Genomic DNA, 16,930 nt, shown 5'->3' with positions numbered 1-16,930 from the left:
GAGAGCGCAAAAGGCACATCGCAGAGCCTTCCCAGGTCTGGGGGCCTGGGAAGGCTCTGCTTCAGGCGGCGACCGGCACCGGGCGAGCTGGGTGTGCCCGGTGTCTGCCGACCGCCCACTCCACCGCGAACCAGCCGAGGGCCGTGGCGACCAGTACGGCAGGCCAGGAGCCGAGGGCGGCCGGTGGAGCCTGTGCGACCGCGCCCTGCCCCCACAGCGCGGCGTACCCGAACGCGGTGACCAGCACCGCACCCCCGACCGGGACGAGCACCGCGGGCAGCAGCAGCGCCAGGTCGACCGCCACCCCGACGGCGATCACCCAGAACGGCACCACGCACGGCGGGAAGTCCAGCGCCGTCATCAGCCCCAGCACCAGCACCCGGTAGCCCACGTACGCCCCGGCGATCAGCGTGGCCACCCACCTGCCCAGCAGGAACCGCTTGGCCACCGCCAGGACCAGTGCCGCCGAGAGCAGGCACCACACCGGGTACAGCCACTCGGGCAGTCCCAGTGAGAAGTGCTCCACGGCGGCCCGGTCCACCGGGTGGCCGATCTGGCTCGCCGCGAACTCCAGCAGCTCCGGCTCGGCGTAGGGCCTCCCCTGATCCCACGCCGCCAACGACAGGACCCCGAACTCCTGTTGCTCGTTGGGGAACCACAGGTTCTCCATGAAGAAGAACGCCAGCGCGCCGAGCCCGACCGGCCGCACCCACGAGGCCCCCGTTCCCCGCGGGTAGTGCAGCACCCAGCCACGGATGACCCCGATCATCGTGACGGTCGTGCCGCAGTAGAGCAGCACGTGGGTGATGCTCCACGCCGTGAGGTCCAGCCCGTTCACGGTGTGGTTGACCAGGTCGAGCGGGATGGTCACCAGGAAGGAGCCCAGCCCGATCTGCGTGAACCGCAACGAGGTCCGGTCGGCCCCGTACCCGGTGTAGGTGTGGAACAGCACCAGGGCGACCCCGATGACCGTGCCGACGGTGTTGATGTCGTGCGGCGGCGCCAGGGTGTCCCGGATCCACTTGAAGTGCCAGGCCACGTCCCACCCCGCGCCCAGCGCCTTGAAGGCCAGCGCGGTCAGCCAGCCCAGGTACAGCACCGTGAGCACCGGTGCGGGCGTGACCCGCCCCGGCTCCCCTCGCGTCCACAGTGGACGTACCTGGTGCTCCAGGAAGTTCCTCGCTGCCCCCGCCATGCGCTTATCCTGGTGGCTGGGCAGGGCGGTCCGGTATGGGGAATTTCCCCTATGTGGGGTGGGGACAACCCCCCAATTCCACGTTCACCCGCTGTGATCGGCCGTGCTCAGCCGCTCGGAGTCACCCTGAGGCGTCCGCAGCGGGTAACGGTGCAGGAACCAGGTCGCGGCCAGCCACAGCACCAGTAGCGAGCCCGCCGCGACCGGCGCCGACCAGTCCGCCCTTGGCGGCGCGCTGAGCAGCACCGACTGCACCGCCAGCAGGGCGTAGGAGGCGACCGTGACCAGTACGGCGCCGACCATCGGCCGCAGCCACTGGGAGATCGGCAGCAGGAACACGGCGTCCACGGCCAGCCCGGCGGCGATCAGGAAGAACGGCACGGCCGATGGCGGGAAGTGCGTGGCGGACAGCACGAGCCAGAGCAGGGCGCGGAAGCCCACGTAGAGCCCGGCCATCGCGGTGGCGGTCCACCGCCTGCCGATCAGCTGGCGGCCGATCGCGAGGATCACCACGCAGGCGCCGATGCCCCACGCCGGGTAGACCCAGTCCGGCATCGGCAGCGAGAAGCCCGCCAGTGCTTCCCGGCCCACCGGGCGGCCGATCTGGTTCGCGGCGAACTCCAGCAGCTCCCGGTCGGCATACGGGTGGCCGGGGTCGCGGTCCCAGGAGGCCAGCTCCAGGATGCCGTACTCCTGCTGCTCGTTGGGGAACCAGAAGTCCTCGAACACCAGGGTGAGCAGCACCAGCCAGCCCGCGGTGAACCAGCGGCCCCGGCCCGCGCCCCGGTACCAGCCCATCGCCACCCCGATCAGCATCGCCGCGGTGCCGATGAACAGCAGCGAGTGCGAGGGGCTCCAGGTGGTGATGTCCAGACCGTTGACGTTGTGGTTGACCACGTCGATCGGGATCGCCACCAGGAAGATCCCGGTGCCCCACTGCATCCAGCGCAGCGTGCGGCGGTCGGCCCCGTAGCCGGTGTAGGTGTGGAACAGCACCAGTGCCACCGCGATGCCGGTGCCCACGGTGTTCAGGTCGTGCGGCGGGGCCAGGTCGTCGCGCAGGGTCTCGAAGTGCCAGGAGATGTCCCAGGAGCCGCCGAGCAGTTTCAGCACCAGCGCCACGAACCACCAGGCGTACATGATCGAGAACAGTTCGGCGGGCGTCTCGCGGCCCGCCGTGCCCCTGGTCCAGTACAGACCCCACAGCTCGCGCACGCGCGCCACCGACCAAGAACCGTTCTTCGTGCTCACCGCCCGAGGATGCCAGACGGGTTTCACCCGATCGAGGGGTGACGCTCGTTGCCCACGGGGTGGCGGGGTGGGCAAGGTCACCGGTCTGGTCCGCACGTCCCGAAGGGAGGTAGCACGTGAACAAGCGAGTCGTCGCCGGTGTGGTCGTGACCGCACTGGTCCTGGTCGCCGGTGGTGTCCTGGTGCGGATGCTGCTCACCTGAGCCGTCAGGCACGATTGCCGGTATGAGCTTGAACGAGAACCTGCTCGGCCCCGGTCCCACCCTGCTGCCCGACCGGCCTCAGTTGCAGGAGGCCGCCGAGGGCGGCACCAATCCCGGTGACCTGGTGCGCATCGCCCCCGACTTCAGCGAGGCCTGGGCGCTGCTCGCCGAGCGGGCGCTGAACTCCGGTGACCCGATCGCCGCGTACGCCTACGCGCGCACCGGCTACCACCGCGGGCTCGACCAGCTGCGCAGGTCGGGCTGGAAGGGCTTCGGGCCCGTGCCGTGGAAGCACCGCGCCAACCAGGGCTTCCTGCGGGCGCTGGCCGCGCTGGCCAAGGCGGCGGGCGAGATCGGGGAGACCGAGGAGTACGAGCGCTGCCGCGGGTTCCTCGCGGAGAGCGACCCCGAGGCGCCCGTGGCCACCGGCCTGGCCTGACCTTGGCGAACCGGGTTTTTGCCGAGCTGCGGCGCAGGCTGAGGCGGTTGCAGCGCACGGCACTGCCCATCGGGCAGGCGGGGGTGGCCGCGGGCGGCGCGTGGCTGATCGCCACGGAGCTCGTCGGCCACCCCCACCCCTTCTTCGCGCCCTCCGCGGCGGTGACCTGCCTGGGCGTTGCCATGGGCCAGCGGTTGCGCCGGGTGGTCGAACTGGTCGTCGGGGTCAGCGTGGGCGTGGGCATCGGCGACCTGCTGATCTCCCGGATCGGCTCGGGCACCTGGCAGATCGTGCTGGTCGTGGTGCTGGCGATGGCCGCCGCGGTGCTGCTCGACGGCGGGGCGGTGATCGCCCTGCAGTCCGGGACCTCGGCCGTGCTGGTGGCCACGCTGCTGCCGCCGAGCACGACGGGCGGTTACGACCGCATGGTGGACGCGCTCATCGGCGGGGCCACCGGCCTGGCGGCGATGGCCCTGCTCCCGGCGAACCCGTTGACCCTGGCCCACCGGCACGCCGACACCGTGCTGCGCGAGCTGGGGGCGGTGCTGCGCGCGATCGGCGATGCCGTCACGGCCCGGGACGCCGTGGCCGCCGCCGCGGCGCTGACCAGGGCGCGGGCCAGTCAGCGCGCGCTGGACGAGTTCAAGGCGGCACTGGTGACCGGCACGGAGGTCGCCACGATCGCACCGATCCGCTGGCGCCGCCGCGGCGAGCTGGACCGGTACAAGCTGGCGCTGGGCGCCGTGGACCTGGCGATCCGCAACACGCGGGTGCTCGCGCGCCGGGCGATGTCGGTGCTGCGCGACGAGGAGGACGTGCCGCAGGGCCTGCCGCTGGTGCTCAACGGACTCGCGGACTGCGCGGATGCCCTGCGCAGGGAGTTGGCCAGGCAGGTGGACCCGGTGCTGACCCGCGCGCTGCTGCGCGACCTGGCCGCACGCACCGACGAGCTGCTGGCCGGGGCCGGGTTCTCGGTCCGCGTGGTGGTGGCCCAGCTGCGCTCGATCATCGTGGACCTGCTGGTGGCCAGCGGGGTGAGCCGGGCGGACGCGATCGGCGCCCTGCCCGCCCTGCCCGAGGCCGAGGGCGCGTAGTGCGGTGGCCGTGCCCGCTGGTCGGGCGCGGCCACCGCACTCAGCCCGCTGGGCGGTTCAGCACACCGAGCAGCGCCATGTGCAGCGCCCGGTGGTCGCGCGGGTCGTGCACCACGCACGAGGCCCCGCGCAGCCGGTACCACTCGTCCGCCTCCTCGTAGCGCACGTACACCGAGACGAGTCCGTCCTCGCCGGCCTCGGTGCGCAGTTCGAGGTCGCCGGTGATCACCCCGACGTCGTCGGTCATCACCCCGCCGGGGCCAGACGCGAACGGGGACGAGTATTCGGCCATCAGCACCTACCGAGCATGTCCTGCAGAGCGCTCTTCTCCGCGGAGTTGACAGTGAGCGAGTACTTGGACTTCACGTGCGTCCACATCTTCGCGTACGTGCACCAGTACGAGGTCAGCGGAGGCTTCCACAGATCGGGTGACTTGTCGCCCTTGGACTCGTTCACCGCGCCCTTGACGGCCACCAGCTGCGGGTAGCTCAGGTCGTTGGCGAAGTCCTGGCGCCGCTGCGCGGTCCAGCCGGAGGCGCCGGTGCGCCAGGCGTCGGCCAGCGGCACCATGTGGTCGATCTGGATGGCCGAGGCGCTGGTTTGCGTGGAGCCGTCGTACGGGCTGTACCAGGTGCCGGACTTGGCCGCGCAGGAGGAGTCGGTCTGCACGTTCGTGCCGTCGCGCTTGAGCACCATCTCGCGGGTGTTGCAGCTGCCCTCGATGGTGATCCAGTGCTTGAACTTGTCCCGCGAGTAGCCGGCGGAGGAGCCGTCGGGCTGGACCCGCAGCCCGTTGAGCTCGTTCACCGCGGTGGTCTTGTCCGGGATGTTCGGCGGGGTCGCGGAGGCCGGGGTGCTCACCCCGAGGACCGCGACCACCGACAGCGCTCCGGCGGCTAACAGCCCGCGTACGGCACGAAAACTATTCATCGTCACTCCACCCGAGTTGGTGACTAATTGACCAATCGACGATGGCGCACGATGTGATCTATGGCAACACCTTCCGGTGACACCTAGCGGGACTAAATGCTAACTCCTGGTGACCGATTTGGCTCAGATCAGGCCGCGCACCAGCCGCAGGTCCTCGGTGTGCCGGTACCAGGTCCACTTGGTGACCTGCCTCGGGTGCACCACCCCGTCGCTGACCGGTGCGCTGGGCACGCACCCCACCTGGACCGCCCGCCCCTGGGTCACCGTGGTCCGCCGCACCAGCAGCTGTCGCCGCACCACGCGCACCACCAGACCCGGACCGCGGTCCGGATCGGGTCCCACCGTGAGCTGGCCCGCCTGCCCGCGCAGCACCTGGGTCTCGTCGCAGTAGGCCACGCCGCGCACCGGCCGGAACACGCCCTCGCCGACGATCACCCCGCCCGAGTCGTCGCGGATCAGCGGCACCGGGTCCGGGTCGGCCCGCAGCGCCAGGTCCAGCGCGCGCCCGGGGTCGGTCGGCAGGTCCCAGATCCGCGCGACCACCGAGTCCTCGCTGGTGGGCAGGTAGCCCACGGGCACCTCGGCGAGCCGCTCCGTGCGCAGCAGCCGCAGCACGACCGCGGCCAGGTCCGCGTCCGTTCCACGCACCAGGAGCCGGCGCCCGTCCAGGCCCTTGACCAGCGGATCCACCTCGGTGCGACCGGGTTTGGCGGCCACCTCGTGCACCTCAAGATCGTCACGGTCGGCGAACATCGGTGACGCCCCGTGGCCCGCGTCCTTTCCGCAGGCCAGCACTAGTGCGCCCACGACCACCTCCTGGTCTACAGTCAATCACCGGCATTCGGCCTGCAGTCGTCTAGCACGGGGAGTTTCACATGCCTGCCATCGTCCTGATCGGCGCCCAGTGGGGCGATGAAGGCAAGGGCAAGGCCACCGACCTGCTCGGTGACCGGATCCAGTGGGTGGTCCGCTACCAGGGCGGCAACAACGCCGGGCACACCGTGGTGCTGCCCGACGGCCAGAGCTTCGCCCTGCACCTGATCCCCTCCGGCATCCTCTCGCCCGGGGTCACCAACGTGATCGGCAACGGGGTGGTCGTGGACCCCGGCGTGCTGCTCGAGGAGCTGGCCGGGCTGGAGGAGCGCGGGGTGGACACCGCCCGCCTGCTGATCTCCTCCGACGCGCACCTGATCATGCCCTACCACGTGGCCATCGATAAGGTCACCGAGCGCTACCTGGGCAAGTCCAAGATCGGCACCACCGGTCGCGGCATCGGCCCCGCCTACCAGGACAAGGTCTCCCGGGTGGGCGTGCGGGTGCAGGACCTGCTGGACGAGAAGATCCTGCGGCAGAAGGTCGAGGCCGCGCTGGAGTTCAAGAACCAGCTGCTGGTCAAGGTCTACAACCGCAAGGCCATGGACGCCGAGCAGGTCGTGGACGGGATGCTGGAGCACGCCAGCGCCTTCGCGCACCGCATCGCCGACACCCGGCTGCTGCTCAACCAGGCCCTGGACCGCGGCGAGAACGTGCTGCTGGAGGGCTCGCAGGGCACCCTGCTCGACGTGGACCACGGCACCTACCCGTTCGTGACCTCCTCGAACCCGACCTCCGGCGGGGCCTGCGCGGGGTCGGGCATCGGGCCCACCCGGATCACCACCGTGATCGGCATCCTCAAGGCGTACACGACCCGCGTCGGCTCCGGGCCGTTCCCCAGCGAGCTGCACGACGACATGGGCGAGCTGCTGCGCAAGACCGGCGGGGAGTTCGGCGTCACCACCGGGCGCTCACGGCGCACCGGCTGGTTCGACGCCGTGATCGCCCGCTACGCCGCTCGGGTCAACGGCATCACCGACTACTTCCTCACCAAGCTGGACGTGCTGTCCGGGCACGAGAAGGTGCCGGTCTGCGTGGCCTACGAGGTGGACGGCGAGCGCGTGGACGAGATGCCCATGACGCAGACCGACGTGCACCACGCCGTGCCGGTGTACGAGGAGCTGCCCGGCTGGTTCGAGGACATCAGCCACTGCCGCACCTTCGAGGAACTGCCCGCCAACGCCCGCGCCTACGTGGAGCACCTGGAGCAGATCTCCGGGGCCCGCATGTCCGCGATCGGCGTGGGGCCGGGCCGCGAGCAGACCATCGTGCGCCACGACATGACGGGCGCCTGACGCACTCCGTGCCGTGCGCCTCGGTCAGAGCAACTGGTCGAGGCGCACGGTCACCGGGAACGGGGTCGTGGCGGTGAACTCCCCGGTGATCTCCTGGCTGTCCTGGTAGCCGAACTCTTTGGTGAGCTGGCACGCGGTCAGCGACACCGGCTCCTCGATGTCCACGATCCAGTAGTGCGGGATGCCCGCCTCGGCGTACTCCTCACGCTTGGTCCGGTAGTCGGTGCGCTTCGAACCCGGCGAGACGATCTCGACCACCAGGAGTTCGGTGTACCCGGTGGCCGTCTCACCCAGCCTCGTGTAGTCGGAGATGGTCAGCAACTCGCCGAGCGGATTCGGTGGCGGGATCACGCGCCAGTCTCCCACAGCGCACCGACAATGCTCGGTCACCGAGCTTCTCCCAGAGTCCGGGCGCCGTTGACTTCGCGGGACCCCTCGCCAAGACTCGCTCGTATGGGTGAACTCCTGGTCGCACGTCTTCACGTGGACCTCCGCAGGCAGGCCAGTGCGGTCTGTCCGGTGCGCTGATCCTCCTTTCGCCCCAAGCCTTTTCTCACCACGATCCGTGGTTCCCGCGCGCCCCCACCTCGGAGGAATCGTGTCGATTCCCACCCTGGCCGTCGCCGACCCGCCGCACACCGCCGCGCCGCCGACCGCCCCCGCCCGAACACCCCGAAGACGCAGGTTGCCCAACCTCCTGCGCTGGATCAGCCCGGTGGGCCTGCTGCTGTTGTGGCAGTTGGCCTCCAGCACCGGAGTGCTCACCGAGGACAAGCTGGCCTCGCCGACGAAGGTCCTCTCCGCCGCGGTGGACCTCGCGGCCACCGGCGAACTCGGTGACGCGTTCGCCGTGTCCCTGCGCCGAGTCCTGCTCGGCGTGGCACTGGGCGCGGTGATCGCGCTGGTGCTGGGCATCACCGCGGGCCTGTCCCGCTGGGGTGCCGTGCTGGTCGACCCGCCGGTACAGATGCTGCGCACCCTGCCCTTCCTCGGGCTGGTGCCGCTGTTCATCATCTGGTTCGGCATCGGCGAGGAGCCCAAGGTCGCACTGGTCGCACTGGGCTTCTCCTTTCCCTTGTACCTCAACGTGTACGCGGGCATCCGCGACACGGATCCGCAGCTGCTCGAAGCCGCGGGCGTGCTGGGCTACACGCGGTGGGAGCGGCTGGTGCACGTGGTGCTGCCCGCCGCACTGCCGCAGACCCTGGTGGGGCTACGGCAGGGCCTGGGCGTCGCGTGGCTCTCGCTGATCGTCGGCGAGCAGGTCAACGCGCAGGCCGGGCTCGGCTACCTGATCAACAACGCCAGGGACTTCCTGCGCACCGACCAGGTCGTGGTCGGGCTGGTGGTCTACGCCGCGCTGGGCCTGGCAACGGACGCGGTGGTGCGCGCGGTGGAGAGGAGGACACTGCGGTGGCGCAACACGTTGTGAGGGTTCGGGAACTGGTCCGCCAGTTCGGCACGCGCAAGGTGCTCGACAACCTCGACCTGGACGTGCGGCGCGGGGAATTCGTCGCCCTGCTGGGACGAAGTGGTTCCGGCAAGTCCACGCTGCTGCGCGTGCTCGCCGGGCTGGACCGCGAGGTGAGCGGTGACGTGCGTGTCGATGGCACGGTGTCGGTGGCCTTCCAGCAGCCGCGACTGCTGCCGTGGCGCAGGGTCTGGCGCAACGTGTCGCTGGGCCTGCACGGGGTGGACGGTCGGGCGGTGGCGGACCGGGCGCTGGCCGAGGTGCGGCTGAGCGAGCACGCCGAGGCGTGGCCGATCACCTTGTCCGGTGGTGAGGCCCAACGCGTTTCCCTTGCCAGGGCCCTGGTTCGCGAGCCGGACCTGTTGCTGCTGGACGAGCCGTTCGGGGCGCTGGACGCGTTGACCCGGTTGGCGATGCACCGGCTGGTCGAGGACCTGTGGCAGGCGCACCGGCCCGGCGTGCTGCTGGTGACGCACGACATCGACGAGGCGCTGCAGCTGGCCGACCGCGTGCTGGTCCTGGACGAGGGGCGCATCCGCGCGGAGCACCTGCCGCCGCCACGCCCGCGCAGGCACGCCGACCTGACCGAACTGCGAGACCGTGTGCTCGTCGACCTCGGAGTGGAGAACCATGAGGCTGCGTAACGCCTTGCTGCCCGTGCTGGCCCTCGGAGCGTTGGCGTTGGCCGGGTGCGGCGGCACCTCCTCGGCGGGCACCACACCCGCACCGCAGGCGGTCAGCGCCGCGGACCTGGCCAAGGTCACCCTGAAGGTCGGCGACCAGAAGGGCGGCTCCCAGGCCCTGCTGGAGGCCGCCGGGCTGCTGAATACCCCGTACAAGATCGAGTGGTCCACCTTCACCTCCGGCCCGCCGCTGCTGGAAGCCGCCAGTGCGGGTGCGGTGGACCTCGGCGGGGTGGGTAACACGCCGCCGATCTTCTCCGCCGCGGCCAACGCGAAGATCGCCGTGGTGCAGGCGGCCCAGCACACCGGTCCCGGTGACGCCCTGCTGGTTCCCGAGGACTCGCCGATCCGCGATGCCAAGGAGCTCAAGGGAAAGACGATCGCGGTGGCCAAGGGCAGCTCGGCGCACGGGCAGCTGCTCGACGTGCTGATCCGGGCCGGGCTCAAGGTCAACGACGTGACGATCACCTTCCTGCAACCGGCCGACGCGTACACGGCCTTCACCCAGCACCGCGTCGACGCCTGGGCGATCTGGGACCCGTACACCTCACAGGCCTTGCTGGAGGCCAAGGCGCGGTCCCTCGTGGACGGCAGCTCCGGCACCGCCAACGGCTACTCGTTCCAGGTGGCGGGGCGCAGCGCGCTGGGCGACGCGGGCAAGAACACCGCGATCCAGGACTACCTGTCGCGGCTGGCCAAGGCGCAGAAGTGGTCGGACAGCCACAAGGACGAGTGGGCCCAGGCCTGGTCCAAGGTCACCGGGCTCAAGCCCGAGGTGGCCAGGACCTCCGTCGGGCACGGGGCCACACTGCCCATCCCGTTGGACGACAAGGTGATCGCCTCCGAGCAACAGCTCGCCGACGCGTTCAGCGATGCGAAGGTGTTGCCGGGCAAGGTGAAGTTCGCGGACTTCGTGGACACCCGTTACGAGGACAAGACCGGAGGTTCACGATGAGCGAGCTTGCGAGCGAATCATCGGCCACAGGGCCGGCGCGAAGCGCCGCACCGAGCGCCAATGAGGTGCGGCGATGAGCGTTGTGCTGCACTGGTTCCTGCCCACCTCCGGGGACGGGCGCCACATCGTGGACCGCTTCCACGGCTCGCAGGAGGCCGGGGCGCCCGCCCAGCGCGGCCCGGACATCGACTACCTGGGCCAGATCGCCCGTGCCGCCGAGCAGTTGGGCTTCGTCGGCGTGCTGACCCCGACCGGCACCTGGTGCGAGGACGCGTGGCTGACCACCGCCGCGCTGATCGGCCAGACCGAGCGGCTGAAGTTCCTGGTGGCCTTCCGGCCCGGGGTCATCTCGCCCACGCTGGCGGCGCAGATGTCCGCGACCTACCAACGGATCTCGCGGGGCAGGCTGCTGCTCAACGTGGTCACCGGTGGGGACGCGATCGAGCAGCAGCGCTTCGGCGACTGGCTGGACCACGACCAGCGCTACGCCCGCACCGACGAGTTCCTGAGCATCGTGCGCGGCCTGTGGAGCGGGGCGCCGGTGGACTTCACCGGCGAGCACCTCAAGATCGCGGGCGGCCTCGTGCCGGTGCCGCCGGACCCGCTGCCGCAGGTCTACTTCGGCGGTTCCTCGGACGCCGCGCTGCCGGTGGCGGCCCGCAACGCCGACGTCTACCTGACCTGGGGCGAGCCGCCCGAGCAGGTGGCGGAGAAGATCGCCAGGGTGCGGGCGCACGCCGAGGCGGCCGGGCGCACGCTGCGCTTCGGCATCCGGCTGCACACCATCAGCCGGGACAGCTCCGAGGCGGCCTGGGCCGAGGCGAACCGGCTCGTGGACGCCATCGACCCGGCCTCGCTCGCGCGGGCGCAGGAGCAGCTGCGTACCAGTCAATCCGTTGGCCAGCAACGGATGCTGGCCCTGCACGGCGGTCAGCGGGACAAGCTGGAGATCTACCCGAACCTGTGGGCGGGCATCGGCCTGGTGCGCGGCGGGGCGGGCACCGCGCTGGTGGGCAGCCACCGCGAGGTCGCCGACCGGATCGAGGAGTACCACGCGCTGGGCGTGGAGGAGTTCATCTTCTCCGGCTACCCGCACCTGGAGGAGGCGTACTGGTTCGGCGAGGGCGTGCGGCCCGAACTGGTCCGGCGCGGGCTGATCGCCGAGGGCGAGAATCCGGTCCTGGCTGCGTGAAATAAACGGAGGCTTCCTCTGGTTAGAGCTGGTGAACTCATCTCCAGGGGAGGCACACGATGCGTGGACTGCTGCTTGACCAGAAGGCGGACAACGGGATCCGGCTCGGCGAGACGACCGAGCCGGTCCCCGCCGCCAACGAGGTGCTCATCGAGGTCAGGGCGATCTCGCTGAACTGGGGCGAACTGCACGGCACGTACGGCAAGGAGGACGGCGACGTCAACGGCTGGGACGCCGCGGGCGTGGTCGTGAAGGCCGCCGCCGACGGCAGCGGTCCCGCCGTGGGCGCTCGCGTGGTCACGTTCAACAGCGGCGGGGCGTGGGCGCAACTGCGTGCCGTGCCGTCCAGCCAGCTCGCCGTCCTGCCCGACACCTTGGACTTCGGCGAGGCCAGTGCCCTGCCGGTGGCCGGGGTCACCGCCCTGCAGGCGCTGCGCAAGCTCGGGCCGGTCGTGGGCCGCCGCGTGCTGGTGACCAGCGCCTCCGGTGGCGTGGGCCGCTTCGCGGTGCAGCTCGCGGCCCGCGCCGGGGCGCACGTCATCGCCTCCGTGGGCAGTGCCGCGCGCGGTGCGGGACTGGCCGAGCTGGGGGCGGCCCAGGTCGTGGTCGGCCTGGAAGGGGTCGAGGCCCCGCTGCACGGGGTGCTGGACAACGTCGGCGGCCCGACCCTCGTGCAGGCCTTCGAGCTGCTCGCCCCGGGCGGCGTGATCCAGTCCATCGGCTACACCTCGGGTCAGCCCGCGGTGTTCGAGCCCTACGCCACCGTGCGGCCAGGGCACCGGCTGGAGGGCTTCATGATGGACTACGCCGCGGCCGAGGACCTCGCCTACCTGGTGAACCTGCTCGCGTCCGGTGAGCTGGACGCGCAGGTGGGCTGGCGCGGCAACTGGGAGTCCCACCAGGACGCCATCGCCGCGCTCAAGGGCCGCAAGGTCGCGGGCAAGGCCGTGCTGGACGTGTCCTGATCCGGTGGCGGCCCTCACTCGCGGTTGAGGGCCGCCTCCTCCAGGTCCAGCTCGCGCTGCACCCGGCGGAACACCTCGTCGTCGATCTCACGGGCGTTGCGCGCGGCAAGGAACACCTCGCGCTCGGCCGCCAGCATCGTGCGGCGCAGCCTGCGCCAGCGGCTCGCGGGGCTCTCCCCGATTTCCTCCTCGGACCGGCCCAGCCGCTCCCAGGCCGCGTTGCCCCGGTGCTCGGCGATGGTCCGCAACCGGGCGACCACCTGCTCCGGGGTGCCCGAGTCGGCGGCCTCCTCGTCCAGCCGGTCGATGGAGGCCCGCGCCGCGTGGTACTTCACCTGCGCCTCGGCCAGGGTGTCGGTGTGCTCCTCGTTCGACTCCACGCCGAGCTTGCGGATCACCCACGGCAGGGAGAGCCCCTGCAGCAGGAGCGTGCCGACCGTCACCACGAAGGTGAACAGCACGATGACATTGCGCTCGGGCATGGACTCCGGCAGGGCGGCCGCCGCCGCCAGGGACACCACCCCGCGCATGCCCGCCCAGGCCACCACCGAGACCGAGCGCCAGCCCGGGTCCTCCTCGTTCTCGCGGATGCGCTTGGACAGCAGCCTGGGCAGGTACGTGCCCGGGAACATCCACACCACCCGGATCAGCACCGCCACCGCCAGTACCCCCAGCGCCGCGAGCAGCAGCGGCCAGGTCACGCCGCTCTCCCGGTAGACCAGCCGCACCTGTAGGCCGATCAGCGCGAAGACCCAGGACTCCAGCAGCACGTCGAAGGCCCGCCACACGGCCGTCTCCTGCAGGCGGGTGGCGTACCCGGCGCGCGGCGCGTTGTGCCCCAGGTACAGGCCCGCCGCCACCACCGCGAGCACGCCCGAGGTGTGCGCCGACTCGGCGATCAGGTACGCGCCGAAGGGCACCAGCATGCCCAGCGCGCTCTCCAGTACCGAGTCCGACAGCCGCTGCCGGACCGCGTGCACCAGCACCCCCAGCAGGTAGCCGATCAGCCCGCCGCCCACCGAGGCCAGCAGGAAGGTGCCGATGCCCTCGCTCCAGGACAGGGCCAGCCCGGTCGCCGAGGCCACCGCCACCTTGTACGCGGTCAGCGCGGTGGCGTCGTTGACCAGGCTCTCCCCGATCAGCACCGTCATGATCCGGCGCGGCAGGCCCAGCTTGCGGCCGATCGCCACGGCGGCCACCGCGTCCGGCGGGGCCACGATCGCGCCGAGCACCAGCGCCGCGGCCAGCGGCATACCGGGCACCAGCCAGTACGTGGCCAGGCCGACGGCCAGCGTGGTCGCCAGCACCAGGCCCACCGCGAGCAGCCCGATCGGCCGCACGCTGCGCCGGATGTTGACGTACGAGCTGTCCAGCGCAGCCGAGTACAGCAGCGGTGGCAGCACCAGGGGCAGCACCAGCTCCGGGTCCAGCCGGAAGTCCGGCATACCCGGCACGAAGGACAGGCCCAGCCCGACCGCGACGAGCAGCAGCGGCGCAGGCCAGTCGAACCGGCGGGCGATCGCGGTCACCGCGAGCGAACCGGCGAGCAACAGCAACAGTTCCGACCCGTGCACGGGAAGAGGGTAGTGACAATGGTGGGTATGAGCTGCGAACACGTGATCGGCGTGCAGGACATCGAGGTCGTCCCGGGCAGCACCGTCGGCTGCGAGGAGTGCCTGGAACTTGGCGAGTCCGCCTGGGTGCACCTGCGCATGTGCCTGTCCTGCGGGCACGTGGGCTGCTGCGACTCCAGCGCGCACCGGCACGCCACCGCCCACTTCCAGGCCACCGGCCACCCGGTGATGCGCTCGTTCGAGCCCGGCGAGAGCTGGCGCTGGTGCTACGTGGACGAACGGCTCGTCTGAACCGATCACTGTCCGCAGCAGTCGAGTTGCTCCGTTCGAGTGATGAGCATCACTGGATGAGAGGGGTGTGACCATCCGACTGAGGACAGTTCTCTAGGCTCCTGGCTCGTGCGCGTCCTCGTGATCGGGTCCGGTGCCCGGGAACATGCCCTGCTGCTGGCCCTGTCGAAGGACCCTGCGGTCACCGCCCTGGCCTGTGCCCCCGGCAACGCCGGGACCGCAGGCCTCGCCGAGGTGTACGGCATCGACCTCGCCGACCCGGGCGCCGTCGCCGCACTCGCCAAGGAGTGGGGCGCCGAGCTGGTCGTCGTCGGCCCGGAGACCCCGCTCGTGCTGGGCGCCGCCGACCCCGTGCGCAGCGCGGGCATCCCGTGCTTCGGCCCGGCCAAGGAGGCCGCCCGCATTGAGGGCTCCAAGGCCTTCGCCAAGGACGTCATGCGGGCCGCGGGCGTGGCCACCGCCCGCAGCGAGACCGTGGACACCCCGGCCCGGCTGGACGCCGCGCTGCGCCGGTTCGGGCCCACCTGGGTGGTCAAGGACGACGGGCTGGCCGCGGGCAAGGGCGTGGTCGTCACCAAGGACTACGACGTGGCCCGCGCGCACGCCATGCACCTGCTCGACGGCGGCCACCCGGTGCTGCTCGAATCCTTCCTCGACGGCCCCGAGGCCTCCCTGTTCTGCGTGGTCGACGGCACCACCGTCGTACCGCTGCTGCCCGCGCAGGACTTCAAGCGGGTCGGGGACAACGACGCGGGCCCGAACACCGGCGGCATGGGTGCCTACAGCCCGCTGCCCTGGGCCCCCGACGACCTGGTCGACCAGGTCGTCGCCGAGATCGTGCAGCCCGTGGTCGACGAGCTCGCCCGCCGCGGCACCCCGTTCTCCGGGCTGCTCTACGCCGGGCTCGCCCTGACCTCCGAGGGCCCCCAGGTCATCGAGTTCAACTGCCGGTTCGGCGACCCCGAGACCCAGGCCGTGCTCGCGCTGCTGCGCACCCCGCTGGCCGGGCTGTTCCTCGCCGCCGCCGAGGGCCGCCTCGCCGAGCACCCCCCGCTGGAGTGGGAGCCCGGCGCCGCCGTCACCGTCGTGCTCGCCGCCGAGGGCTACCCCGGCCGCCCGCGCACCGGCGACGTCATCGCCGGTTCCGAGGCCGAGGGCGTGCTGCACGCCGGTACCCGCCGCCGCGAGGACGGTGCCGTCGTCTCCACCGGCGGGCGCGTGCTCTCCGTTGTCGGCACCGGCCCCGACCTCGAGGCCGCCCGCGCCGACGCCTACCGGCGGATCGGCGCCGTGCACCTCACCGGCTCCCACCACCGCACCGACATCGCCCTGCGCGCCGCCCGCGGCGAGGTGCACGTCCCCAACTAGCGGGAACCCCCAGCCGCTCGCGTTCGTCGAACTCAGGCACGGCACACACCATCGTTGGTAGCCTGCGAACCGGGTCCGAGCAGTCACGAAGCGTGCGGGGGCGAGCTATGGCAGCGACGAACGAACCGGGCGGCGCGATGTCCTCCCAGGTGAGATCCGATCTGGCCAGCATCGACTCCGTGGTCGGCTCCGCCTTCGACCCCTTCGGCGGGGCCGCCAACGCCTTCGCCGGGGTCAGCGGCGGCAAGCTGACCGTCAACCACGACACGGTGCTGCAAGCCGGCAAGGTCATCCAGGACCAGGTCGACCAGCTGAAAATGCTCGTCGTTCCGAAAGCCAAATCGCTGAAGATGACGAAGTTCGCCGAGGACTTCATCAGCCTGGACGTCGCCGACGAGTGGAACAAGCTGCTGGACCAGAACCCGGACTCCTACAAGAACCGGATCATGCAGTACGTGGACAGCCTGGAGAAGCTCGCAGGGCAACTGAAGACTGCGGCGAAGCAGTACGGCTACACAGAAGACCAGATCAAAGCCGCGTTTGGAGCCTCCGAGTGACCACTCGCGTCCGAGCGAGCGTCATCGTCCTGTTGTCGGTCCTGGCTGTCGCCGGGTGCACGCAGGTCGACCAGGGACAGCCGAGCCCAGCGCCCTCGCCTACCAAGACGAGCACCTCGATCCCAAACAGGCCGAAGGACATCGACCTCGCGAGCGTGGATCCGTGCAAGCTGCTCACGGACGCTCAGAAACAGGTGCTCAAGGTCTACAAGTCGGGCCCGGGCCCGGATGAGACGCAGACTCCTGCGCCGAGCTGCTCCTTCCTGGTCAAGGACCCGGCGAATTTCGTGCTGTCGCTCTCGCCCGAGTCGAAGCGGGGCATCGACGAGTGGCTGAACAACACCGGGAACGTCAAGAAGCGGCTGATCTCGGTAGATGGGTTTCCTGCTGTCCAGCTCATCAACATGGGCAATGACTGGAATGACCCCAGCGGGTCCTTCTGCACCACCAACGTGAGCACGGCCCAGGGACAGGAGTTGTCCATGGATCTGGAACCGGTTGAGAAGAAGTTGTCCCAGGCCCAGATGTGCGACATCACGCTCCAGGCCGTCAAGGCCGCGCTGGCGACACTGCAGACGATCAAGTGATTCGGGA

19 protein-coding genes are annotated in these 16,930 nt (G+C 70.8%); 12 read left to right on the top strand and 7 right to left on the bottom strand.

Going from position 1 to position 16,930, the window contains the following annotated elements; translation table 11 throughout:
- Window positions 1–61: 61 nt before the first annotated feature.
- On the bottom strand, window positions 62–1,195 hold the full coding sequence (locus KALB_RS42310) for a hypothetical protein (RefSeq protein WP_042221410.1): 1,134 nt from the start codon (window positions 1,193–1,195) through the stop codon (window positions 62–64).
- A gap of 84 nt (window positions 1,196–1,279) precedes the next feature.
- Entirely contained in the window at window positions 1,280–2,446 is a 1,167-nt protein-coding gene (locus tag KALB_RS42305) for a hypothetical protein (protein WP_051912930.1), read from the bottom strand.
- Between the two features lie 225 nt (window positions 2,447–2,671).
- On the opposite strand from KALB_RS42305, the gene KALB_RS42300 reads away from it, so the two are divergent.
- Both KALB_RS42300 and KALB_RS42295 read left to right on the top strand, forming a co-directional pair.
- Entirely contained in the window at window positions 2,672–3,088 is a 417-nt protein-coding gene (locus KALB_RS42300) for a DUF3151 domain-containing protein (protein ID WP_025361740.1), read from the top strand.
- A 47-nt stretch (window positions 3,089–3,135) separates the two neighbouring features.
- Complete coding sequence (locus KALB_RS42295; protein ID WP_236650133.1) at window positions 3,136–4,182, top strand: FUSC family protein; 1,047 nt, start codon at window positions 3,136–3,138, stop codon at window positions 4,180–4,182.
- 40 nt (window positions 4,183–4,222) lie between these two features.
- Here KALB_RS42295 and KALB_RS42290 read toward each other — a convergent pair whose 3' ends face one another.
- The 3 genes from KALB_RS42290 to KALB_RS42280 all read right to left on the bottom strand — a co-directional run bounded on the left by KALB_RS42290 (window position 4,223) and on the right by KALB_RS42280 (window position 5,919).
- Entirely contained in the window at window positions 4,223–4,474 is a 252-nt protein-coding gene (locus tag KALB_RS42290; RefSeq protein ID WP_025361738.1) for a hypothetical protein, read from the bottom strand.
- Complete coding sequence (locus tag KALB_RS42285; protein ID WP_025361737.1) at window positions 4,474–5,112, bottom strand: HNH endonuclease family protein; 639 nt, start codon at window positions 5,110–5,112, stop codon at window positions 4,474–4,476. Before KALB_RS42285 ends, KALB_RS42290 begins: the two co-directional genes overlap by 1 nt.
- Window positions 5,113–5,235: 123 nt before the next feature.
- Window positions 5,236–5,919: a hypothetical protein gene (locus KALB_RS42280; RefSeq protein ID WP_025361736.1), complete on the bottom strand. Its 684-nt coding sequence runs from the start codon at window positions 5,917–5,919 to the stop codon at window positions 5,236–5,238.
- A gap of 68 nt (window positions 5,920–5,987) precedes the next feature.
- Between KALB_RS42280 and KALB_RS42275 the strand changes: the two genes are divergently transcribed.
- Window positions 5,988–7,280: an adenylosuccinate synthase gene (locus KALB_RS42275; protein ID WP_025361735.1), complete on the top strand. Its 1,293-nt coding sequence runs from the start codon at window positions 5,988–5,990 to the stop codon at window positions 7,278–7,280.
- Between the two features lie 24 nt (window positions 7,281–7,304).
- On the opposite strand, the gene KALB_RS49720 is transcribed toward KALB_RS42275, so the two are convergent.
- Window positions 7,305–7,631, bottom strand: coding sequence for a Uma2 family endonuclease (locus tag KALB_RS49720; RefSeq protein WP_025361734.1), 327 nt, complete (start codon window positions 7,629–7,631; stop codon window positions 7,305–7,307).
- 247 nt (window positions 7,632–7,878) lie between these two features.
- On the opposite strand from KALB_RS49720, the gene KALB_RS42265 reads away from it, so the two are divergent.
- The 5 genes from KALB_RS42265 (at window position 7,879) to KALB_RS42245 (ending at window position 12,546) form a co-directional block, all read left to right on the top strand.
- Window positions 7,879–8,712, top strand: a complete 834-nt coding sequence (locus KALB_RS42265; protein WP_025361733.1) for an ABC transporter permease — start codon at window positions 7,879–7,881, stop codon at window positions 8,710–8,712.
- Entirely contained in the window at window positions 8,694–9,395 is a 702-nt protein-coding gene (locus KALB_RS42260; RefSeq protein ID WP_025361732.1) for an ABC transporter ATP-binding protein, read from the top strand. Before KALB_RS42265 ends, KALB_RS42260 begins: the two co-directional genes overlap by 19 nt.
- Entirely contained in the window at window positions 9,382–10,389 is a 1,008-nt protein-coding gene (locus KALB_RS42255; RefSeq protein WP_025361731.1) for an ABC transporter substrate-binding protein, read from the top strand. Before KALB_RS42260 ends, KALB_RS42255 begins: the two co-directional genes overlap by 14 nt.
- Window positions 10,390–10,462: 73 nt before the next feature.
- Window positions 10,463–11,581: an LLM class flavin-dependent oxidoreductase gene (locus KALB_RS42250; RefSeq protein WP_025361730.1), complete on the top strand. Its 1,119-nt coding sequence runs from the start codon at window positions 10,463–10,465 to the stop codon at window positions 11,579–11,581.
- A 59-nt stretch (window positions 11,582–11,640) separates the two neighbouring features.
- Complete coding sequence (locus KALB_RS42245) at window positions 11,641–12,546, top strand: zinc-binding dehydrogenase (RefSeq protein ID WP_025361729.1); 906 nt, start codon at window positions 11,641–11,643, stop codon at window positions 12,544–12,546.
- Window positions 12,547–12,560: 14 nt separating this feature from the next.
- Here KALB_RS42245 and KALB_RS42240 read toward each other — a convergent pair whose 3' ends face one another.
- A complete protein-coding gene (locus tag KALB_RS42240) occupies window positions 12,561–14,120 on the bottom strand; it encodes a Na+/H+ antiporter (protein WP_025361728.1) in 1,560 nt (519 codons plus the stop codon).
- Between the two features lie 27 nt (window positions 14,121–14,147).
- Here KALB_RS42240 and KALB_RS42235 point away from each other — a divergent pair, with 27 nt between their 5' ends.
- From KALB_RS42235 to KALB_RS48070, 4 genes are all read left to right on the top strand, one after another.
- Window positions 14,148–14,411 carry a ubiquitin carboxyl-terminal hydrolase 14 gene (locus tag KALB_RS42235; RefSeq protein ID WP_025361727.1) on the top strand — a complete coding sequence of 88 codons (264 nt, stop codon included), beginning with the start codon at window positions 14,148–14,150 and terminating at the stop codon, window positions 14,409–14,411.
- 108 nt (window positions 14,412–14,519) lie between these two features.
- Complete coding sequence (gene purD, locus KALB_RS42230; RefSeq protein WP_025361726.1) at window positions 14,520–15,779, top strand: phosphoribosylamine--glycine ligase; 1,260 nt, start codon at window positions 14,520–14,522, stop codon at window positions 15,777–15,779.
- Window positions 15,780–15,886: 107 nt separating this feature from the next.
- Window positions 15,887–16,336 (top strand): hypothetical protein, encoded by a 450-nt coding sequence (locus KALB_RS48075; protein ID WP_025361725.1) that lies wholly within the window; start codon window positions 15,887–15,889, stop codon window positions 16,334–16,336.
- Window positions 16,333–16,923: a DUF3558 domain-containing protein gene (locus KALB_RS48070; protein ID WP_025361724.1), complete on the top strand. Its 591-nt coding sequence runs from the start codon at window positions 16,333–16,335 to the stop codon at window positions 16,921–16,923. Before KALB_RS48075 ends, KALB_RS48070 begins: the two co-directional genes overlap by 4 nt.
- The last annotated feature ends 7 nt before the right edge of the window (window positions 16,924–16,930 follow it).

The organism is Kutzneria viridogrisea DSM 43870, assembly GCF_000525635.1.
GTDB lineage: Bacteria > Actinomycetota > Actinomycetes > Mycobacteriales > Pseudonocardiaceae > Kutzneria > Kutzneria viridogrisea.
This window is presented reverse-complemented; position numbering and strand designations above follow the sequence as displayed.